Genomic DNA, 19,428 nt, shown 5'->3' on the forward strand with positions numbered 1-19,428 from the left:
GATCAACAGCGCTGGCGGATGGTGACACGCCCGTTGGCCCGACTGTCACCGAACTGGATCGCCGATGCGGTTGACGGCCTCGCGTCGTTTTCGCATTGAAACGCCCCCCTTCCGCGCCCTATCGTCGCCCCCAACAATCGAGGATGTGACGACATGGCGATTCAATCGGTAGGCGTGATCGGCGCGGGACAGATGGGCAATGGCATCGCACATGTCTTTGCGCAGGCAGGCTATGACGTGCTGATGACCGATATCAGCCAAGAGGCGCTGGACAAGGCCGTGGCCCTGATCGGCACGAACATGGACCGTCAGGTCAGTCGCGAAAAGATCACCGAGGACGAGAAAAAGGCCGCAATGGCCCGGATCAAGACCACGATGAAGCTGGGCGATCTGGGCCAGACCGATCTGGTGATCGAGGCCGCGACCGAGCGCGAAACCGTCAAGCAGGCGATCTTCGAGGATCTGCTGCCGCATCTGAAGCCCGAGACGATCCTGACCTCGAACACCTCTTCGATCTCGATCACCCGGCTGGCCAGCCGTACCGACCGGCCGGAAAAGTTCATGGGTTTCCACTTCATGAACCCGGTGCCGATCATGCAACTGGTCGAACTGATCCGCGGCATCGCGACGGACGAACCAACCTACAACGCCCTGCACGAAGTGGTCGAGAAACTGGGCAAGACCTCGGCCAGCGCCGAGGATTTCCCGGCCTTCATCGTCAACCGCATTCTGATGCCGATGATCAACGAGGCGGTCTATACGCTGTACGAGGGCGTCGGCAATGTGAAGTCCATCGACCAGTCGATGAAGCTGGGCGCCAACTGGCCCATGGGTCCGCTGGAACTGGCCGATTTCATTGGGCTGGACACCTGTCTGGCGATCATGAACGTGCTGCATGACGGTTTGGCCGACACGAAATATCGCCCCTGCCCCTTGCTGACGAAATATGTCGAGGCCGGCTGGCTGGGTCGCAAGACCGGGCGCGGATTTTACGATTATCGCAGAGATGTGCCGGTTCCGACACGCTAGCGGTCGTTTCGGTTTGCGCAAGGGTCTCGGCATGGGTGTTTGCTGATCACGGGCCGCGCGCCCGAACGGGGAGATAGAAACATGAAGATCACCACCATCACGGCCACGCTTCTGGTGCTGGCCGCGCCTGCTTTTGCCGATGATGCAGAGTGTCAGACGGTGCGCCTGTCCGATCCCGGCTGGACCGACATCACAGCCACCAACAGCGTCGCCAGCGTGCTGCTGACCGGGCTGGGCTATGAGCCCGAGATCAGCACCCTGTCTGTGCCTGTGGGTTATGAGGCGCTGAAAAACGGCGACACCGATGTTTTTCTGGGCAACTGGATGCCCGCGCAGGCCAAATTCCGCGAGGATCTGGATGCATCCGGCACCGTCAGTGAACTGGTTCAGAACCTGACTGGCGCGAAGTTCACCCTTGCGGTCACGACGCCGGGTGCCGAGGCCGGCGTCGCCGATTTTGCCGATCTGGATGCACAGATGGATGCCTTTGAAGGCAAGATCTACGGGATCGAGCCAGGCGCACCTGCGAACCAGTCGATTCAGTCGATGATCGACAGTGATGCCTTTGGTCTGGGCGATTGGGAACTGGTCGAATCCGGTGAACAGGCGATGCTGGCGCAGTTGGCGCGCAACGATGCTGGTGGAACGCCGACCGTGTTTCTGGCCTGGGCACCCCATCCGATGAACGAGAATTTCGACATCACCTATCTGTCGGGCGGCGATGAACAATTCGGCCCCGATTTCGGCGGCGCGACGGTTCACACTGTGGCGCGCGATGAATGGGCCGCGTCCTGCCCGAACCTTGCGAAACTGTTCACCCAACTGACCTTTGATGTCAGCATGGAAAACCAGTTGATGGCCAAGATCCTCGATGACGGGATGTCTGGCGAGGACGCGGCTGCAGGCTGGTTGGCCGAAAACCCCGACGTGATGACGCCCTGGCTTGATGGCGTGACCACACTGGACGGGCAGCCGGGTGCCGATGCGGTCAAGGCCGCTATCGCAGGTTGAAGCCCAATATCCTGATTCTCATGGCAGATCAGCTGTCGGGGGTGCTTTTCCCCGACGGCCCCGCCGATTTCCTGCACACGCCGAACCTGCGGCGCCTGGCGGAACGGTCCACCCGTTTCGCCAATTGCTATACCGGCAGCCCGTTATGCGCGCCGGGGCGGGCCAGCTTCATGTCGGGCCAATTGCCGCGCCGCACCCAAGTCTATGACAATGCCGCGGAATTCGCATCCGACATCCCGACATATGCGCATCACCTGCGCCGTGCGGGTTATCACACCTGCCTCTCGGGCAAGATGCATTTCGTCGGCCCCGATCAGTTGCACGGATTCGAAGAACGGCTGACGACGGATGTCTATCCCGCCGATTTCGGCTGGACACCGGATTACCGTAAACCGGGCGAGCGGATCGACTGGTGGTATCATAATCTGGGCTCGGTCACGGGCGCGGGTGTGGCCGAGATTACCAACCAGTTGGAATATGACGATGAGGTTGCCTATAACGCCTGCCGCAAACTCTATGATCTGTCGCGCGGGGGCGACGACCGGCCATGGTGCCTGACGGTCAGTTTCACCCATCCGCATGACCCCTTTGTCGCGCGGCGCAAATACTGGGATCTGTACGCGGATGCGCCCGAACTGGCCGCGCCCGAACGCATTCCCTACGAAGAGCAGGACCCGCATTCGCAGCGCCTGATGGATGCCTGCGACTGGCGCGAGTTTGACATTACCGACGACCATATCCGCAGTGCGCGGCAGGGCTATTTCGCCAATATCAGCTATGTCGACGACAAGATCGGCGAGGTGCTGGATGTGCTGGACCGCACCCGGCAAGAGGCGATCATCCTGTTCCTGTCGGACCATGGCGAGATGCTGGGCGAACGCGGGCTTTGGTTCAAGATGAGCTTTTACGAGGGTTCTTCGCGGGTGCCGCTGATGATCTCGGCACCGGGCATGGCCGCGGGTCGGGTGGATCAGCCCGTCAGCACGATCGACGTCTTGCCGACGCTGTGCGATCTGGTCGGGCTGTCGATGGACGAGATCGCGCCCTGGACCGATGGGGAATCGCTGGCAGATGGCGGCGCAAGCCGTGGGCCGGTGGCGATGGAATACGCCGCCGAGGGCAGCATCACGCCCTTGATCGCGCTGGTCGATGGGCAGTGGAAATACACCGCCTGCCCCGCCGATCCCGAACAGCTGTTCGATCTGTCGACCGATCCCGGCGAGCGCAGGAACCTTGCCGGCGACCCGGACCATGCCGAACGGCTGGACCATTTCCGCCAGATGGCGGCCGCGCGGTGGGATTTGCCGGCCTATGACGCCGAGGTGCGCCAGTCGCAGGCCCGGCGCTGGATCGTCTATGAGGCGTTGCGGAACGGGGCCTATTATCCGTGGGACCACCAGCCACTGATGCAGGCATCTGAACGCTATATGCGCAACCATATGGATCTGAACATGCTGGAAGAAGCAAAGCGTTTCCCGCGCGGGGAATGAATGCGCTGGTCACCGCGATGTCATCACGCGCATAAATAAGCGGGGGCCAAACTGGCCCCCGTATTCCGTGTATCGCCGGATCAATCCTCGGACTTGTCGCCGCGCTGGTTCATGAACTGATCGAACTCGGCCTTGTCCTTGGCCTCGCGCAGCTTGCCCAGAAAATCCCGGAATTCGCGGTGTTCATCCTCGAGCCGTTTCAGCGTTTCTTCGCGATAGGCGTCAAAGGCGACATTTCCCGTCGAGGCGGCGTTATAGCGGCGGCTGTGTCCGCGTGTGCTGCATCCCACCATGCGTTTGCTCCAAATCATGTATCCCAGGATGGCCAGTCCGATCGGCCAGAACGCGACGAAGCCAAGGATCATTGCCGCAAGCCAGGCAGGCTTGCCGCGTTCATCCAGCCAATCGCGCGCGCGCCCTATCGGCCCGTTGCCGCGGTGCTGCGGCAGTTGATACCTCCCCGACCAATCTTGCGAAGCACTGTGCATTTTTGTGACCTTTCCATGTTTATGTTAATCACATTTACATAAATGGGTGCGACTGAGCCAGCTTCAAGACGTAGGGTCAAGTTTTTCGAAGAATCAGCTGGGAAACAGTCCCAGACCACGCAGATAGATCAGAACCGCGCTTTCCAGCATCTCTGAGGAAGCGATGGGTGTTCGACCGCCGGGCTTGCCCCGCGAGAACAATTCAACGACGCCGTGGCTGAGCGCCCAGATATGATTGGCGACCATGCGTGCCGGTGGGCGCTCTGCCTCGGGCAGGTCTTCAAACAACGCCTCGGCGGAACGCACCAGAACGCCATGCGCCCGGTCCGAGGCCAGCGCCAGATCAGCATTGCCGGTGACCGAAATACCCGATTCGAACATCGCCATGTAAAAGCCAGGACGCTCGCGCGCAAAATCCAGATAGGTCTGGCCCGTCCGAAGCAGGGCCGCCATCGGGTTGGGCCGGCCACCATTCAGCGATTTCTCAAGCTTGTCCGCGAAGTCTACGAAACCCTGCCGGGCGACCTCTTCCAGCAGATCCTCGCGCCCCTTGAAATGTCGGTAGGGCGCTGCAGCCGATACACCGGCGCGACGGGCGGCCTCAGTCAGGGTAAACGCCTGAGGCCCGACCTCTTCGATCAATATAGCGGTGGCATCGACCAGCGCCTGCCGCAAATTGCCATGGTGATAGGATTTGCGATCAGCCAAGCGGCGGCCCTACATGCCTTCGCCGAAATAATCGGCGACCAGCGCCTGCAATGCGTCCGACAACTGGGCGGCATCGGCACCAGAGGTGGTGACGCTGATGGTCGTGCCGCGTCCAGCGGTCAGCATCAGCAACCCCATGATCGAATCGCCCGAAACGGTCATGCCATCCAGCGTTACCTGCGCCTGCGCATCATGACGCTCGACGCATTCAACGAATTTGGCGCTGGCACGCGCATGCAGTCCCTTGACGTTGATAATGGTCAGATCGCGCGTGATCGGTGCAGTCATGACGCGACGGGCACTGTATACGAGTTGATGTATTTGCGCCCGGCCTCTTCGGCCTTGGCGACGGCCTTGGCGATGGGCTGATTGCGCGACTTGGCCAGTGCCAGCAGCATCGGCATATTGGCACCATAGATGATCGTGCGGTCCTGCAAGGCGCAGGCAGGCAGCGCCAGATTGGCGGGCGAACTGCCGATCAGATCGACCACCACGACGACACCGTCGCCGGTGTCCACGGCATTGGCGGCCTCCATGATCTCGGCCTTCTTTTCGGCGCGATCATGCTCTGCCTCGAATGTGACGGCCCTGATGCCGACCTGTGGCCCCACGACATGTTCGACGGCGGACAGGTATTCCCGCGCCAAACCACCATGAGCCACGATGACTATTCCAATCAATCCGTACCACCAACGCAATCGAACCGGGTCACGCTTCGCCCTGCCCGGCCGAGGCCGATTCGCTTGCAGGTGCCGGCGCCGAACCTCGGCGTTCAAGTTCCCTATGCCTTTTTGACACCCGCCACCCGGCATTCGCAAGCGCCTCGGCCATGTTTTCGACCAATGTGACGGAACGGTGTTGCCCTCCGGTACACCCAAAGCCGATTGCCAGATGCGTCTTGCCCTCTTCCAGATGTGCAGGAAGGGTGAATTCAATCAGGGCGCGAACGCGTTCGAAGAACTCGGCATAGCGTGCATCGGCCATGACGTGATCGCGGACCGCGACGTCGCGCCCATCCAATGGCCGCAATTCCGGCTGCCAATGCGGGTTGGCCAGAAAACGGCAGTCAAAGATGACATCGACCCCGCGCGGCACGCCCCTTTTGTAGGAAAAGGACTGCACCGAAACCGTCAGGCGCGTATTCTCATCCGAGGCAAACCAGCGCGCCAATTCTTCCTTGAGGTCATGCGGCGACAGATCGCTTGTATCCAGCAGCACGTCTGCGCGCACGCGAATGGGCGCCAGCAGATCAATTTCCGCCGTGACGCCGTCCAATGGCGCACCATCAACGGACAAAGGATGCCGGCGGCGGGTCTCGTTGTAGCGGCGCACCAGAGTGCCGGGCGCGCAGTCGAGATACAGAATTTCAGGGGCAAAGTCCGGGTTGCGCGTCAGCGCGTCGATCAACTCGATCACATTCGATGCCGAAAAATCGCGGTTTCGCACATCCAGACCCAACGCCAATGGCACCGGGCGGACAGGTCCGTCAAGAAGACGCGGGATCATCGACAGCGGCAGATTGTCGATCGCCTCGAAACCCAGATCTTCCAGCACGTTAATGGCCGTGGATCGTCCCGCACCCGAGGGTCCTGTGACCAGAACCAGCCTCTGCGCACCCTCGTTCCGGCAGTCACCTGTCAGGTCGGGGGTCAGGGGGTCGGTCTTGGTCATGTCACTCCTTTGCATCATCGGCTTTGCAGCCACTCAGGCCCGACGGCCTCCTATCAGCAGTTGCCGCAGCGCAGCACCAAGATGAGGCCGGTAAGTTGCTTTGACAAGAGGCAGCGATACGCCCGCAATTTCAGTCACTCGGAAGGGCGGCAAACGCTGATCGTCGTGATCACCCAGTTGAACCACCAGGGCCAGCGTCGCCGGACCTGCGGGCTCGGCCGACAGTATGCCGATGCCGCGCGCCTCTATCTGCCCTCTTATTGCGTCAGGCGCCTCGGCCAACAGCTCTGATCCGTTGCGTCTCACGAGGGTCCAGTCATCGCTGATCAGTTCTGCCCCCATCGCCATGAGATCGAGCGCCAGCGAGGACTTGCCCGCCCCCGACGATCCGGTGATCAACACACCCTGCCCCGCCAGCAAAACGCTGCTACCGCGAACCCGCCTGCCCGAATCAGCTGACATTCTCGCCCGCCAGGCCACGTCCCCGATCCGTCCGACACGCTGGAATGAGACAGAAAAATGAAATGATGGCGATAACATATGGTGTTTGCGCTAACTGACTGGTTGCCAAGACTTTCTTCATAAACGCTCCATGTTATAGCGACCGAAGCGGACCCAGGAACCGCCTTATCACAGTTGCACGGAGCCAAGCACAGATGACCACGCGCGTGAACCCGAATTGTCGACTTGAGGATCAGGGAATCGAAGGGCTGGGACGGGTCTATTACAACCTGCTTGAACCCGCGTTGATGAACGAGGCCATCGCCCGCGGCGAAGGCCAACTGGGCCTTGGCGGCACCTTTCTGGTGCAAACCGGCAAGCATACCGGCCGCTCACCCAAAGACAAGTTCGTCGTCCGCACGGCCGATGTCGAAGACAGTATCTGGTGGGAAAACAACGCACCGATGACGCCCGAAGCCTTTGACCTGCTGCATCAGGACATGTTGGCCCATATGAAAGGCGGCGACTATTTCGTGCAGGACCTGTTCGGTGGCGCCGATCCGGAATTGCGGCTTGATGTGCGTGTGGTGACCGAGATGGCCTGGCACGGGCTGTTCATCCGTCACCTGCTGCGTCGCCCCGCAGCGCAAGAGCTGGCAAGCTTTGTCCCCGAATTCACCATCATCAACTGCCCCGGCTTCAAGGCCGATCCGGCCCGCCACGGCACCCGCAGCGAAACCGTGATCGCCCTCAATTTCGAGAAAAAGCTCATCCTGATCGGCAATACCGCCTATGCGGGCGAGAACAAGAAATCGGTCTTTACGCTGCTGAACTATCTGCTGCCCGCAAAAGGCGTCATGCCCATGCATTGCAGCGCCAATCACGCGCCCGACGATGCAGACGACGTCGCCATCTTCTTTGGCCTCAGCGGTACCGGCAAGACCACGCTGTCTGCCGAACCGTCACGCGTGCTGATCGGCGATGATGAACATGGCTGGTCAGATCGCGGCATCTTCAACTTCGAAGGCGGCTGCTACGCCAAGACCATCAACCTGTCGCCCAAGGCCGAGCCCGAGATCTTTGCCACCACCACGCGCTTTGGCACGGTCATCGAAAACATGGTTCACAACCAGGAAACGCTGGAACTGGATTTCGAGGATAACTCGATCACCGATAACATGCGCTGCGCCTATCCGCTGGAGGCAATCTCGAACGCCTCGGAGACCAGCATCGGCGGCAATCCGAAGAACGTGATCATGCTGACCTGCGACGCATATGGCGTGTTGCCGCCCATTGCGCGGCTGACACCGGCTCAGGCCATGTATCACTTCCTGTCCGGCTTTACCTCGAAAACGCCAGGGACCGAGGTTGGCGTGACCGAGCCGATCCCGACCTTCTCTACCTGTTTCGGTGCGCCCTTCATGCCGCGCCGCCCCGAGGAATACGGCAGGCTGCTGCAGGAAAAGATCGCGCAGACAGGCGCGACTTGCTGGTTGGTCAACACCGGCTGGACCGGCGGCGCATATGGCACCGGCTCGCGCATGCCGATCGTGGCCACACGCGCCCTGTTGTCGGCGGCACTGGATGGCAGCCTCAACGACGCGCAGTTCCGCCGCGATCCGAACTTCGGCTTTGATGTTCCGGTCAGCGTGCCGGGTGTCTCGGATGTGCTGCTGGACCCGCGCCGGACCTGGGCTGATCCCGAAGCCTATGACCGGCAGGCCGAAAAGCTGGTGCAGATGTTCAGCGACAATTTCGAGCAATACCTGCCCGGTATCGACGACGACGTTCGCGCTGCCGCCATCGGCTGATCGCCCCAGCCCAAAGAAAACCAAAACCCGCGCCACCGCGCGGGTTTTTTGTCACGTCGGGCGGCCTTGGCCGCCCGTCATTGTGCCAAACACTCAGACACCCAGACAATAACGCATGATCGCCTTCTGCGCGTGCAGACGGTTCTCGGCCTCGTCGAAAATAACCGAATGCGGGCCGTCCATGACTGCGCTGGTTGCCTCGTCATCGCGATGCGCAGGCAGGCAATGCATAAACAGCGCATCGGGCTTGGCCCGCGCCATCAGCGCCTCGTTTACCTGATAGCCGCGCAACTGGTTGTGCCGACGTTCGCGGGCGGATTGTGGATCGTGCATACTGACCCAGGTGTCGGTGACGACCAGATCGGCCCCGTCAACGGCCTTGGCCGGGTCACGCTCGATGGTGACAGGATGGCCCTTGCCTGCAGCATAATCCATCCAGACATTTTCCGGATCCAGCGTCTCGGGGCCGGTAAAGGTCAGGTCAAAGCCGAACTGCCCGGCTGCGTGGGCGAAGCTGGCAAAGACATTGTTCCCGTCGCCCGACCAGACGACCTTTTTGCCGGCAATAGGACCGCGATGTTCCTCGAAGGTCATGATATCAGCCATGATCTGGCAGGGATGGGTCCGGTTGGTCAGCCCGTTGATAACAGGCACCGTCGCATGCTCGGCCATATCCAGCAGGGTCTGTTCTTCAAAGGTGCGGATCATGATCAGATCGACATAGCGCGACAGCACGCGCGCGGTATCGGCGATGGTCTCGCCATGGCCCAACTGCATCTCGGAGCCTGACAGCACCATGGTCTGCCCGCCCATCTGGCGCACACCGACATCAAAGCTGACGCGGGTACGGGTCGAGGGCTTTTCAAAGATCAGTGCCACCATCTGCCCGGCCAGCACCTGATCATCATCCGGCGTCCCCTTTGGGCGACCGTTGCGCGCGGTTTTGATGGCGCGGGCTTTGTCGATGATGGCGCGCAGATCGGCCTGATCGGTTTTGTGAATATCAAGGAAGTGTTTCATCTGATGGGCTTTCTTCTGTTACGGCCAGCAAGCCGCGTTCGTGCGCCGGGGTCAAGGGGGCGCTGCCTCCGTCGCGCTGTCGCGCGCCTCCCCCGGGATATTTTCATGAAAAAGAAAGCATCATCGGTGGCGGGTCATGATGCGGGCGGGTTCGCCGTCTTCATTCGGAACGACTCTGGTTCCCTGAAAGCCGGCCTTCTCATAGGCGCGAATGGCGCGCAGGTTTGCGGGATCGGGGTCAATGATCAGCGCCGGCGCGCGCTCAAGCAGGTGTTCGGCCACTGCATTCAGCCATTCGCCGCCATGGCCCATGCCATCAGGGCCAGAAAAGACGTCGACGGCGATGGTGCCATCGGGCGTGCCGGCCGCATCGTAATGCGGCTCGTTCCAATGTGCAGCGACTGAGTGCTGGACATAGGCAACCGGTTGGTTTTCGCGCAGGACAATGAGCAGATGCATCGCCGGATCATCCAACGCCTCGCCCAGGCTTGCGATCTGTTGGTCCGTGTCTTTCCACCATTCAGCGACGGCGGGCTGGCGCAACCAACCCGCCAGCATCGGAAAATCATCCCGTGTGACTGGCCTGAATCCGTATTTAGCCATCGTCCAGCGCCTCTGGATCGTTGGATAGCTCAATCGGCTGGCCGTGCGGCGTTGCGCGGGCGGCGCGTTGCCAGGATGCGGCCAGTGCTGCGATCTGTTCGCCCCCGGCCACATCGCGCTCGGCAAGGATGGTTTGCAAGGTGGCCAGCCAGTCTTCGAAGTAGTCGCCCTTGGCCGCGCGCGCCTGACCAAAGGCTGTTGACCAGTCGGACCAGTCCAGCCAACCGGCCTCATTCAGCGCCACCGTCAGCGCGAACAACTGAGCCTGCCATGGTTCGTCAAAGGGTTGTTCAGGCGTGTTCAAGATAGCTTTCCCATGCGTCGATGGTGACGGAACTGCCCGGTTCAGCCGCCCCGCCCCATAGTTCGGCCCCTTGAAAGCGGACGGAATACAGGTGCTGCGGCGCCTCTCCGTTTCCGTGGGCATTGCTGTCGGGGAAGATAAACCCCCCGCGCGTTGCCACCACGCGACCCAGATGCCCACGAACATATCCCGGCAGGCGCGTATGCCCGTTTGGCTGCAGGTTCAGCGCCCGCACAGCGTCACCGACGCCAAAGCGTGGCGCAGTTTCGATCGCGCGATCAGTTGGGCCGCCGCGTGCAAGAACCGCGTCGACCGCATCCGCGGGCATCCGACGAGGGTGGGCAGGCGCGGTTTGCGCGTCACCGCTGGCCAGTTCCTCGGGTGTGATAAAGCCATGCCGTTGCAGCAGCACTTCAAGCGCGCGGGTCCAGATTTCGTAGTAAGACGTTCCCAGATAGATCGGCCATGGCAGGCTTTCGCGCGCATGGCGGCTTTCGTCGATGTTCCAGGCCCCAAGCACGCCAGCTGCCAATGTCAGACCAAGGGCGCGTTCTTCCCATTCTGCGTGAAAAATCGGCTCTTCCGCCTCAGGCGCGATTGCCCCGAAGCCCATCTTGCCGCCAAGATCATGCGGGCCGTTCATGGCTTGCCACCCGGCGTCAAAGCCAGCCCCGTGCCGATCATCGAATCGCGGCTGACAAGGTCGGCCAGTTCGTCGGCCGACCAGCCCTCGGTCCCATCCGGGCGCATCGGCACGACGAGATAGCGCAGTTCGGCGGTCGAATCCCAAACCTGTACGTCTGTGCCTTTATCCAAGGTCACGCCGAATTCCGCCAGCACTGCCCGAGGTTCACGCACCGCGCGGGACCGATAAGCGGGCGACTTGTACCAGACCGGCGGAAGGCCCAGCACCGACCACGGATAGCAGGAACACAACGTGCAAACGACCATGTGATGTGTTTCAGGCGTGTTGAAGAGCGCCTGCATATGTTCGCCCTGACGCCCGACAAAGCCCATTTCGGCAATGGCGGCGGTCGCGTCATCGCGCAGGCGGCGGGCGAAATCAGGGTCGTTCCAGGCACGCGCGACGACGGCGGCGCCATTTTTGGGGCCGACCTTGTTCTGATAGGTGTCGATGATGCGGTCCACGGCAGCAGGATCGATCAGCCCTTTTTTGGTCAGAATGGTTTCCAACGCGCGGACCCGGGCGGTCATCTCGTCCAGATCGCTGCCATCACCCTGGTCATGATCGTGGTCGTGCATCGCCTATTCTCCTGAAAGACTGGCCGCTGCCTTGTCCAGCCGCGCGACCGCCTCGGCAATATCTTCGTCGCTGATATTCAGCGGCGGAAGCAAGCGCAGGACATTGTCGGCTGCGGGTATGGTCAGGATTTGCTGGTCGTAGCCGGCATTGACCAGTTCGGTCGGCGCGATCTTGCATTTCAGGCCGATCATCAACCCCTGGCCGCGCACACTGTCGAACAGATCGGGATGCGCCGCGATCAGACCTTCCAGTTTTTGCCGCAGCAGGCTGGCTTTGCGATTCACCTCGGCCAGAAATTCCGGGTCGGCCACGATCTGCATCACCCGCGCGCCGATGGCGCAGCCCAAGGGGTTACCGCCATAGGTCGAACCGTGCGTGCCCGCGACCATGCCGGCTGCCGCGTCCTCGGTCGCCAGCACAGCGCCCAGGGGGAAGCCACCGCCGATGCCTTTGGCGACCATCATGATATCGGGCGTGATGCCTGCATATTCATGCGCAAACAGCCGTCCGGTTCGACCCATCCCTGATTGCACCTCGTCGAGGATCAGCAGCGCACCGGTCTTGTCGCAGAGCGCACGGATCTCGCCCAGTTCGTCGTCGGACAGGGGACGAATGCCGCCCTCGCCCTGAATGGGCTCGATCATCACGGCACAGGTCTTGTCGCTGATCGCATCCCGCAAGGCCGGAATATCGCCAAAGGGCAATTGCCGGAAACCGGGCATCAGCGGGCCAAAGCCCTTGATCATCTTCTCGGATCCCGCAGCCGCTATGGCACCGGTTGAGCGCCCATGAAACGCGCCGTCAAATGTCAGGATTTCGGTCCGGTCAGGATTGCCCTCGAAATCCCAGTATTTGCGGGCCATCTTGATCGCAAGTTCGGCAGCCTCGGTGCCGGAATTGGTGAAAAAGACCGTGTCGGCAAAGGTCGCATCGACCAGCAGATCGGCAAGCCGCTGCTGGTCGGGGATCTGATACAGGTTGGAGACATGCCAGATCTTGCCCGCCTGTTCCGTCAGCGTGGCGACCAGTTCGGGATGCGCGTGGCCCAGCACGTTCACTGCGATACCTGCGCCAAGATCCAGATATCGGGTGCCATCGGTGGTGATGGCCCAGCTGCCCTCGCCCCTCTCGAAAGACAGCGGCGCACGGTTATAGGTCGGCAAAACATGCGAAATCATGGCAGATTCCCTTGGCGTGATACAGATTGTAAAGGCAGGCGTGATCGAGCGTTGAATTTCAACGTCGGGGACGGGCAATCATGTTGGTCCGGTCGATCATGCAGATCGGCATAGCGCCAAATCACCGTCCGCGCAATCACGCTTTCATCCGATAGCCGGATTTCAGCCAGCGCCACACGATGAACAGCACCACGCCTGCGCAAAACGTGCACACCAGCAGACCGCGCACGGGCGGTGCGTCGCTGACCCCGGCAAAGCCATAGCGCGCACCGTCGATCAGATAGAAGATCGGATTCCAGTGCGACAGCGTGCGGAACGGTTCTGGCAGAGCCTCGACCGAATAAAACGTGCCGGACAGGAACGACAGCGGCGCGATGATAAAATTGTTGATCGCTGCCATCTGGTCGAATTTCTGCGCCATGATCGCGGCCAGAATACCCAATCCGCCCATCAGCAGCGCCCCCAGAAGTACGAAAGCCAGCACCCATAGCGGATGCGCTATGCTCTGCCCGATGACCAGTGCCATCCCGATCGAGATGACCACCGCGACCAGGCCGGCACGCACAACGGCACCGGCCAGATAGCCGGCCAGCAACTCTGTCGCGGATAGCGGCGGCATCAGCGTGTCGATGATATTGCCCTGCATCTTTGCCGATATGATCGAGGATGACGTATTGGCGAATGCGTTCTGAATAACGGTCATCATCAGAATGCCCGGCCCGATAAAGGCCAGATAGGGTACACCCATGATCTGCTGGTCACCCCGCCCCAACGCGACGGAAAACACCGTGATGAACAGCCCCGCCGTCATCAGTGGCGCAAAGATGGTCTGCTGCCACACGGCCATGAAGCGCATGATCTCGCGGTGCGCCAGCGTGTACATGCCCAACCAGTTGATGCGCCCGAAACGGCGGACGCCCAGGCCTTTTGCTGCGTCGCTTCTGCTATCTGCCATCTTCCAGTCCTTGAACTCGTCGCCCCCAGGGGCTATTTCTCGGCATCCCGTTATTGGCGGGGGAATTCACGGGTTTCAAGATGTGGCGGGGATACGCCCTGCCGGAAAGGCAACGATGTCCTGGACGGATGAGCGCGTCGAGACGCTAAAACGCATGTGGGGCGAAGGCCAGTCGGCCAGCGCCATCGCCAAGGAACTGGGCGGCGTCACCCGCAATGCCGTGATTGGCAAGGTACATCGCCTTGGCCTGTCGAACCGCAATGAAGAGGCCGAGGCCGCGCCCGCCAAGGCCGCGCCGCCAACCGCGTCGCCTGCGCCCGAGGCCGCCAAGAAACCGGCCAAGAAGGCCGAGCCCAAACCCGCGCCCAAAGCCGAAACGGCGGAAAAGCCCAAGGTCGAAGAGGAAGAGCCCTCGACGCAGCCGGCCTTTACCCCTGTCGCACGTCGCCCGATTGTTCCGGCCGGTCAACCGCTACCACCGCAGCCCTCGGCCAATGAAATCAGCCCCGAGGCGCTGGCATCGGTGCGCGAAGTCGAGAAAAAGGCGCGCAAGCTGTCCCTGATGGATCTGACCGAACGCACCTGCAAATGGCCCATCGGCGATCCCGCGACCGAAAAGTTCTGGTTCTGTGGTCTGCCCAGCCAGCAGGGGAAACCCTATTGCGAGGCCCATACCGGCGTCGCCTTCCAGCCCATGAGCTCGCGCCGCGACCGGCGGCGCTGACGCTTGCCCGACAGGCCCGGCGGATTTCCCAAACTGGCAGCACTGGCGGTAACGCTGGTGGATGATCAGGTCTTGCTTGTGCGTCGCCGCAACCCGCCCGATGCCGGGCTGTGGGGCTTTCCCGGCGGGCATGTCGAGCCGGGTGAGACCGCGCTGGCCGCCGCAATCCGTGAATTGGCCGAGGAAACCGGCGTGATCGCGCGGGCGGTCGGCTATCTGGACAATGTCGATGTCATCATCCGCGACCCGTCGGGGGGTCTGAGCCATCATTTTCTGCTGGCCGCGGTGTTTTGCGACTATGTGTCCGGCGATCCGGTCGCAGGTGATGACGCGCTAGAGGCCGCGTGGATCGCCGTCACCGACGTGCTGGCCGGGCGCGTCGCCATCTCGGCCAGTGTGGATCAGCTGCTGCGCCGCGCGCTGACCCACATTTCCGACCATCAATAAGCGGCGCTGCCGGTTCCGGCCGGCAAGGCACCATAGGGCAGCCAGATGGTCTTGGTCTGCGTGGCGTGGCGCAGGAATTCGCGCCCCTGTGCCTGCGGTCCGGTCCAATTGCGGTTCACGGGTGACCAGACGGGCTTCAGATTTCCGCCCGCCGCCTGCTCGATCACTCGCAGCTGTTCGGCCCCGCCGACATACCACATGGCTGCGACCTCATCATGGGCAGCCAGAACCTTGGCCAGTTCGTCCTTTGGCCCGGTCACGATATTGACCACACCGCCCGGCAGATCCGAGGTATCGAACACCTGATACAGGTCCAGCACCGGCAGCGGATCGTCCTGCGCGGCGATCACCACAACACGGTTTCCCATCGCAATCGCCGGCATGACCAGTGACATAAAGCCCGCCAGTGGCTGCGCATTCGGGCAAGCGATGCCCATGACGCCATAAGGCTCGGGGATCACATTCACCAGATGCGCGGGTTTGGTCTGCACGTTCCGGCCATCGAACTTGTCGGCCCAGGCAGCATAATGAAACGCGCGATCAATCGCGGCATCGACCTCGGACCGGTTGGAGCGTTTGGCGAATTCATCGGCGCGGGCGGCAAGGTTTTCGGCGATGTAATACAGCACCTGCGCGCGGGCATGACCGCCCATGCCGCCCCATTTTCCGGCCTTGGCCGCGGCCTCGACCGCGTTGCGGATATCCTTGCGGTTGCCCAACGGGGCCAGCCCCCCGGGGACCGCATAATTGGCGCCGCCATCGGGACGCTTTTGCGCGCCACCGATATACAGCTTGGCCGTGCGGTCGATCCCGCCGCCCTTGCCTTCGCCGCCAGGTGCGGCCTGCGGGGTCTGAGGCGCAGGTTCGTTCTTGGTCTTGACCTTGGGACCGGCCAGATAATCCAGCATCCCGGCAACGCCGCCCTCGCGGCCAAAACCGCTTTCGCGGTAGCCGCCAAAGGGTGCAGCCGCGTCGAACATATTGGCGCAGTTGATCCAGATCACGCCGGCCTTGATCCGCGACGCCAGATCGGTGGCAACGGTCGCGCTTTCCGACCAGACCGAACCGGCCAGACCGTAGCGCGTGTTATTGGCCAACTCGACCGCCTCATCCGCTGTGCGGAAGGTAGACAAGGTGGCGATGGGGCCAAAGATTTCCTGCTCCATCCCCGGATTGGCCGGGGCGATGTTTCGCAGGTAACCCGGCGCGATAAAGCAGCCCTCGCCCGGCTGACCGCCAACCAGTTCCGCGCCCGCATCGGTCGCGGCCCTGCAGATCGCCTGAATGCGATCCTTTTGAACAGGGTCGACAATCGCGCCGACATCCGTGGATTTGTCCAAAGGCAGTCCGACGCGGAGCTTGTCCATGCGCGCGGCCAGCAGCGTCTCAAAGCGCTCTGCCACCGCCTCGGCCACAAGGATACGCGATCCGGCACAGCAGACCTGACCCTGATTGAACCAGATCGAATCGACCACGCCCTCGACCGCGGCATCTAGATCGGCGTCGTCCATCACGACAAAGGGCGACTTGCCGCCCAGTTCAAGTGTCAGCTTCTTGCCGGTTCCGGCCAGTGTTTCGGCAATCGCGCGGCCAACCTCGGTCGAGCCGGTAAAGGCGATCTTGTCGACCTCGGCCTCGACAATCGCGGCCCCTGTCGCACCGTCGCCTGTCACGATGTTGACCACCCCGTCTGGCAGCCCCACCTCGGCGCAGATCTCGGCAAAGGCAAGCGCGGTCAGCGAGGTGTATTCCGCAGGTTTCAGCACAACGGTATTGCCCGCCGCCAGCGCAGGCGCGATCTTCCAGGCCATCATCAGCAGCGGAAAATTCCACGGGATGATCTGACCGCAGACGCCAAGCGGCGTGTGATCGGGGAATTCCTCGTCACGCAACTCGGCCCAGCCTGCATGATGATAAAAATGCCGTGCGACCAGGGGGATATCGATATCGCGGGATTCGCGGATCGGCTTGCCATTGTCCAGCGTTTCCAGCACCGACAAAAAGCGTTCCCGTTTCTGCACATGCCGCGCGATGGCATAAAGGTACCGCGCCCGTTCGCTGCCGGACAGCTTGGCCCAGCCATTCTGCGCCTTCTTGGCCGCGCGCACGGCGTCGGCCACATCCTCGGGTGTACCCTGGGTGATCTGGGCCAGCTTGTCGCCGGTTGCGGGATCAGCACTTGCGAAGGTCTGGCCAGGTTTGGTGAACTTGCCGTTGATGAAATGCCCAAACGGGCCTCGCCTGGTCAGCCAGTCGCGCACAGCGCTGCTGTCCTCCACCGAAGGGCCGTATTCCATGCTGTCCATGATATCGGTCACTGTCGACATGTTCCCCTCAGGCGATGGCTTGGCGATGGGCGCTGGCATAGCGGCCCGTCACGTGATGGCTGATCTGGCGTTCGATATCGCCCAGCAGGCTGCTGGCGCCAATGCGGAACAGGTCGGGCCTTAGCCAATCCGTGCCCAGTTCCTCTTTCATCAGCACCTGCCAGCTGATCGCATCCTTGGCGGTGCGCAACCCCCCGGCGGGCTTGAAGCCGACGGCATTGCCCGACTGGGTCTGATAATCGCGGATGGCGCGGCACATGATCAGGCTGACCGGCAGCGTGGCGTTGACGCCCTCTTTGCCGGTCGAGGTCTTGATCCAGTCGCTGCCGGCCTGCATGGCGACATGGCTGGCCTTGGCGACGTTCTCGAAAGATTTAAGATCGCCGGTCGCCAGAATGGCCTTCATCCTGGATGATCCGCAGGCCTCGCGCATGGCACTGATCTCATCGTAAAGCGCGGCCCAGTTGCCTTGCAAGACATGTGCCCGCGTGATGACGATGTCGATTTCGTCGGCGCCCTGATCCACCGCATAGCGGATCTCGGCCAGTCGCAGATCCAGCGGCATCAGCCCGGCTGGAAACCCGGTGGCAACCGAGGCGACCGGCACGCCGGAATTGCCAAGCGCACGCTTGGCCGCCGCAACCATGGTCGGATAGACACAGACTGCCCCGGTCGTCAGCCCCTCAACGCCCAGTTCTTTCAGCAGATCGGGCGCGACAGGCTGCATGGCCTTGGCACACAGGCGGGCCACGCGGTCATCGGTATCGTCACCGGCCAGCGTGGTCAGGTCGATGCAGCGCACCGCGTTCAAAAGCCAGGCGGCCTGCCAGTCTTTCTTGAGACTGCGGCGAACGGGCAGCGTGGCTGCCCGGCGCTCGACCGCTGGCGTGTTGATGCGGATACCCTCGAACCAGTCGGGGCGCAGATCGGTGCCGGGGTTTCGTCTGACTGACATTGCGCCTCTCGAGCCTTGAGTTGACGGGTAAGGTAGCCGCGCGGCTCGATACGAGCAAGCGGGATGGACGTGACGGCACGGCACGGCACGCGCAGGGTCCGTGATGGCCCGCGTAGCTATCCCCGCAAGGGCCGGGCACCCGCCAGCAGATCGGCATTGTCATCATAGACCGCGACGATCCGGTCGATCAGACAGCGGATATGCGGCAAATGCCGGTCGTCGTCATGCATGACCAGATGTTGCTCTTCGGTGAGATCGTCGATGATCGGGCCGGCGCGCGACAAGGCCGGATCACAATCGGCGATCATGCAGGGCATCACCCCTATCCCCGCGCCGGCATTGATCAGCGCATGGACGGTCGCCACCGAATTGGCCCGCACGGCGATGGGAAGATCCTGATCGTGCAGCCAGCGCGCGGCCGGGTGGCGGGCATACACCGGGTCCATCGCGACCCAGTCCAGCAACTCGGGCCGGGGCACCGACCAACTGCGATAGGGAGCAAAGCGCAGCACGCCCAGCTTGCGCGACGCAAGGTTGCCGCCCTCTGCCGGACGATTGCGGATGCCCAGATCGATCTCGCGATGGGCAATATCCAGCACAGCCTCGGAGGTGACGAAGTTCAGACGGAAATTGTCACCCGACCGGCTTAATGCGCCGAACTTGTCGGCCAGAAACATCGCGGTTGCGGTGCCCGCTGACAACCGGATGATCGGGCGGTCGCGCTGCGCCGACAGAAAGTCCTGCACCGGGCGCGCGGCGGCCTGCATTGCGCGAACCTTTTTCAACAGCGCCTGTCCTGCAGGTGTCAGGCTGTAACCGGTCTGCGCGCGTTCGAACAACGCCTGGCCGGTCTGCTGTTCCAGCGCCAGCATTCGCCGCCCCACCGTCGGCGCACTCAGCCCCAAGGCACGGGCCGCGCCCGACAGGCCGCCAGCCTCGGCGACATGGAAAAACACGTGCAGATCGTCCCAGCCAACATCTTTCATAGATGAAAAGCACCTT

The 19,428-nt window shown here is 62.0% G+C and carries 22 protein-coding genes; 6 read left to right on the top strand and 16 right to left on the bottom strand.

Going from position 1 to position 19,428, the window contains the following annotated elements; genetic code table 11:
* Positions 1-153: 153 nt before the first annotated feature.
* From CUV01_RS02815 to betC, 3 genes are all read left to right on the top strand, one after another.
* Positions 154-1,029, top strand: a complete 876-nt coding sequence (locus CUV01_RS02815; RefSeq protein WP_101459135.1) for a 3-hydroxybutyryl-CoA dehydrogenase — start codon at positions 154-156, stop codon at positions 1,027-1,029.
* Between the two features lie 81 nt (positions 1,030-1,110).
* A complete protein-coding gene (choX, locus tag CUV01_RS02820) occupies positions 1,111-2,040 on the top strand; it encodes a choline ABC transporter substrate-binding protein (RefSeq protein WP_101459136.1) in 930 nt (309 codons plus the stop codon).
* A 20-nt stretch (positions 2,041-2,060) separates the two neighbouring features.
* Positions 2,061-3,530 (top strand): choline-sulfatase, encoded by a 1,470-nt coding sequence (betC, locus tag CUV01_RS02825; protein WP_101461816.1) that lies wholly within the window; start codon positions 2,061-2,063, stop codon positions 3,528-3,530.
* Between the two features lie 80 nt (positions 3,531-3,610).
* On the opposite strand, the gene CUV01_RS02830 is transcribed toward betC, so the two are convergent.
* The 6 genes from CUV01_RS02830 to CUV01_RS02855 all read right to left on the bottom strand — a co-directional run bounded on the left by CUV01_RS02830 (position 3,611) and on the right by CUV01_RS02855 (position 6,859).
* Positions 3,611-4,018: a DUF2852 domain-containing protein gene (locus CUV01_RS02830; protein ID WP_101459137.1), complete on the bottom strand. Its 408-nt coding sequence runs from the start codon at positions 4,016-4,018 to the stop codon at positions 3,611-3,613.
* Between the two features lie 93 nt (positions 4,019-4,111).
* A complete protein-coding gene (locus CUV01_RS02835; RefSeq protein WP_101459138.1) occupies positions 4,112-4,726 on the bottom strand; it encodes a TetR/AcrR family transcriptional regulator in 615 nt (204 codons plus the stop codon).
* A 9-nt stretch (positions 4,727-4,735) separates the two neighbouring features.
* Positions 4,736-5,014 carry an HPr family phosphocarrier protein gene (locus CUV01_RS02840; protein WP_101459139.1) on the bottom strand — a complete coding sequence of 93 codons (279 nt, stop codon included), beginning with the start codon at positions 5,012-5,014 and terminating at the stop codon, positions 4,736-4,738.
* Positions 5,011-5,406, bottom strand: coding sequence for a PTS sugar transporter subunit IIA (locus CUV01_RS02845; RefSeq protein ID WP_101459140.1), 396 nt, complete (start codon positions 5,404-5,406; stop codon positions 5,011-5,013). The genes CUV01_RS02840 and CUV01_RS02845 overlap by 4 nt, the downstream gene beginning before the upstream one ends.
* Before the next feature lie 28 nt (positions 5,407-5,434).
* Positions 5,435-6,397, bottom strand: a complete 963-nt coding sequence (rapZ, locus tag CUV01_RS02850; protein WP_101459141.1) for an RNase adapter RapZ — start codon at positions 6,395-6,397, stop codon at positions 5,435-5,437.
* Between the two features lie 33 nt (positions 6,398-6,430).
* The gene (locus CUV01_RS02855; RefSeq protein WP_101459142.1) at positions 6,431-6,859 is read right to left on the bottom strand and encodes an HPr kinase/phosphorylase; all 429 of its coding nucleotides are present in this window, start codon (positions 6,857-6,859) and stop codon (positions 6,431-6,433) included.
* Positions 6,860-7,053: 194 nt separating this feature from the next.
* On the opposite strand from CUV01_RS02855, the gene CUV01_RS02860 reads away from it, so the two are divergent.
* Positions 7,054-8,649 (top strand): phosphoenolpyruvate carboxykinase, encoded by a 1,596-nt coding sequence (locus CUV01_RS02860; protein ID WP_101459143.1) that lies wholly within the window; start codon positions 7,054-7,056, stop codon positions 8,647-8,649.
* A 93-nt stretch (positions 8,650-8,742) separates the two neighbouring features.
* Here the strand turns inward: CUV01_RS02860 and argF are convergent, their stop codons facing one another.
* The 7 genes from argF to CUV01_RS02895 form a co-directional block, all read right to left on the bottom strand.
* Positions 8,743-9,669 carry an ornithine carbamoyltransferase gene (gene argF, locus CUV01_RS02865; protein ID WP_101459144.1) on the bottom strand — a complete coding sequence of 309 codons (927 nt, stop codon included), beginning with the start codon at positions 9,667-9,669 and terminating at the stop codon, positions 8,743-8,745.
* 120 nt (positions 9,670-9,789) lie between these two features.
* The gene (locus CUV01_RS02870; protein ID WP_157994764.1) at positions 9,790-10,272 is read right to left on the bottom strand and encodes a GNAT family N-acetyltransferase; all 483 of its coding nucleotides are present in this window, start codon (positions 10,270-10,272) and stop codon (positions 9,790-9,792) included.
* A complete protein-coding gene (locus tag CUV01_RS02875; RefSeq protein WP_232962453.1) occupies positions 10,265-10,576 on the bottom strand; it encodes a nitrile hydratase accessory protein in 312 nt (103 codons plus the stop codon). The genes CUV01_RS02870 and CUV01_RS02875 overlap by 8 nt, the downstream gene beginning before the upstream one ends.
* On the bottom strand, positions 10,563-11,219 hold the full coding sequence (gene nthB, locus CUV01_RS02880; protein ID WP_101459146.1) for a nitrile hydratase subunit beta: 657 nt from the start codon (positions 11,217-11,219) through the stop codon (positions 10,563-10,565). The genes CUV01_RS02875 and nthB overlap by 14 nt, the downstream gene beginning before the upstream one ends.
* The gene (gene nthA, locus CUV01_RS02885) at positions 11,216-11,839 is read right to left on the bottom strand and encodes a nitrile hydratase subunit alpha (protein ID WP_101459147.1); all 624 of its coding nucleotides are present in this window, start codon (positions 11,837-11,839) and stop codon (positions 11,216-11,218) included. The genes nthB and nthA overlap by 4 nt, the downstream gene beginning before the upstream one ends.
* 3 nt (positions 11,840-11,842) lie before the next feature.
* Complete coding sequence (locus CUV01_RS02890) at positions 11,843-13,018, bottom strand: aspartate aminotransferase family protein (RefSeq protein WP_101459148.1); 1,176 nt, start codon at positions 13,016-13,018, stop codon at positions 11,843-11,845.
* Between the two features lie 136 nt (positions 13,019-13,154).
* Positions 13,155-13,973 carry an ABC transporter permease gene (locus CUV01_RS02895; RefSeq protein WP_101459149.1) on the bottom strand — a complete coding sequence of 273 codons (819 nt, stop codon included), beginning with the start codon at positions 13,971-13,973 and terminating at the stop codon, positions 13,155-13,157.
* Between the two features lie 115 nt (positions 13,974-14,088).
* On the opposite strand from CUV01_RS02895, the gene CUV01_RS02900 reads away from it, so the two are divergent.
* Positions 14,089-14,697: a GcrA family cell cycle regulator gene (locus CUV01_RS02900; protein ID WP_101459150.1), complete on the top strand. Its 609-nt coding sequence runs from the start codon at positions 14,089-14,091 to the stop codon at positions 14,695-14,697.
* A 3-nt stretch (positions 14,698-14,700) separates the two neighbouring features.
* Positions 14,701-15,144, top strand: a complete 444-nt coding sequence (locus CUV01_RS02905; protein WP_101459151.1) for an NUDIX hydrolase — start codon at positions 14,701-14,703, stop codon at positions 15,142-15,144.
* Here the strand turns inward: CUV01_RS02905 and CUV01_RS02910 are convergent.
* The 3 genes from CUV01_RS02910 to CUV01_RS02920 all read right to left on the bottom strand — a co-directional run bounded on the left by CUV01_RS02910 (position 15,138) and on the right by CUV01_RS02920 (position 19,412).
* On the bottom strand, positions 15,138-17,471 hold the full coding sequence (locus CUV01_RS02910) for an aldehyde dehydrogenase family protein (protein ID WP_101461818.1): 2,334 nt from the start codon (positions 17,469-17,471) through the stop codon (positions 15,138-15,140). The two genes, CUV01_RS02905 and CUV01_RS02910, sit on opposite strands and share 7 nt — an antisense overlap.
* A gap of 7 nt (positions 17,472-17,478) precedes the next feature.
* Positions 17,479-18,426 carry a deoxyribose-phosphate aldolase gene (gene deoC, locus CUV01_RS02915; RefSeq protein ID WP_101459152.1) on the bottom strand — a complete coding sequence of 316 codons (948 nt, stop codon included), beginning with the start codon at positions 18,424-18,426 and terminating at the stop codon, positions 17,479-17,481.
* 116 nt (positions 18,427-18,542) lie between these two features.
* Positions 18,543-19,412 (bottom strand): LysR family transcriptional regulator, encoded by an 870-nt coding sequence (locus tag CUV01_RS02920; RefSeq protein ID WP_101459153.1) that lies wholly within the window; start codon positions 19,410-19,412, stop codon positions 18,543-18,545.
* Positions 19,413-19,428: the final 16 nt, after the last annotated feature.

Origin of the sequence: Paracoccus tegillarcae, from assembly GCF_002847305.1 — a bacterium.
In the GTDB taxonomy this organism is placed as follows: Bacteria; Pseudomonadota; Alphaproteobacteria; order Rhodobacterales; family Rhodobacteraceae; genus Paracoccus; species Paracoccus tegillarcae.

What these genes read in the sequence shown, in the direction of transcription:
- CUV01_RS02815 (WP_101459135.1), top strand. Translation starts at nt 154, where the DNA reads ATGGCGATTCAATCGGTAGGCGTGATCGGCGCGGGACAGATGGGCAAT.
- choX (WP_101459136.1), top strand. Translation starts at nt 1,111, where the DNA reads ATGAAGATCACCACCATCACGGCCACGCTTCTGGTGCTGGCCGCGCCT.
- betC (WP_101461816.1), top strand. Translation starts at nt 2,061, where the DNA reads ATGGCAGATCAGCTGTCGGGGGTGCTTTTCCCCGACGGCCCCGCCGAT.
- CUV01_RS02830 (WP_101459137.1), bottom strand. Translation starts at nt 4,018, where the DNA reads ATGCACAGTGCTTCGCAAGATTGGTCGGGGAGGTATCAACTGCCGCAG.
- CUV01_RS02840 (WP_101459139.1), bottom strand. Translation starts at nt 5,014, where the DNA reads ATGACTGCACCGATCACGCGCGATCTGACCATTATCAACGTCAAGGGA.
- rapZ (WP_101459141.1), bottom strand. Translation starts at nt 6,397, where the DNA reads ATGACCAAGACCGACCCCCTGACCCCCGACCTGACAGGTGACTGCCGG.
- CUV01_RS02855 (WP_101459142.1), bottom strand. Translation starts at nt 6,859, where the DNA reads ATGTCAGCTGATTCGGGCAGGCGGGTTCGCGGTAGCAGCGTTTTGCTG.
- CUV01_RS02860 (WP_101459143.1), top strand. Translation starts at nt 7,054, where the DNA reads ATGACCACGCGCGTGAACCCGAATTGTCGACTTGAGGATCAGGGAATC.
- argF (WP_101459144.1), bottom strand. Translation starts at nt 9,669, where the DNA reads ATGAAACACTTCCTTGATATTCACAAAACCGATCAGGCCGATCTGCGC.
- CUV01_RS02870 (WP_157994764.1), bottom strand. Translation starts at nt 10,272, where the DNA reads ATGGCTAAATACGGATTCAGGCCAGTCACACGGGATGATTTTCCGATG.
- nthB (WP_101459146.1), bottom strand. Translation starts at nt 11,219, where the DNA reads ATGAACGGCCCGCATGATCTTGGCGGCAAGATGGGCTTCGGGGCAATC.
- nthA (WP_101459147.1), bottom strand. Translation starts at nt 11,839, where the DNA reads ATGCACGACCACGATCATGACCAGGGTGATGGCAGCGATCTGGACGAG.
- CUV01_RS02890 (WP_101459148.1), bottom strand. Translation starts at nt 13,018, where the DNA reads ATGATTTCGCATGTTTTGCCGACCTATAACCGTGCGCCGCTGTCTTTC.
- CUV01_RS02895 (WP_101459149.1), bottom strand. Translation starts at nt 13,973, where the DNA reads ATGGCAGATAGCAGAAGCGACGCAGCAAAAGGCCTGGGCGTCCGCCGT.
- CUV01_RS02900 (WP_101459150.1), top strand. Translation starts at nt 14,089, where the DNA reads ATGTCCTGGACGGATGAGCGCGTCGAGACGCTAAAACGCATGTGGGGC.
- CUV01_RS02910 (WP_101461818.1), bottom strand. Translation starts at nt 17,471, where the DNA reads ATGTCGACAGTGACCGATATCATGGACAGCATGGAATACGGCCCTTCG.
- deoC (WP_101459152.1), bottom strand. Translation starts at nt 18,426, where the DNA reads ATGTCAGTCAGACGAAACCCCGGCACCGATCTGCGCCCCGACTGGTTC.
- CUV01_RS02920 (WP_101459153.1), bottom strand. Translation starts at nt 19,412, where the DNA reads ATGAAAGATGTTGGCTGGGACGATCTGCACGTGTTTTTCCATGTCGCC.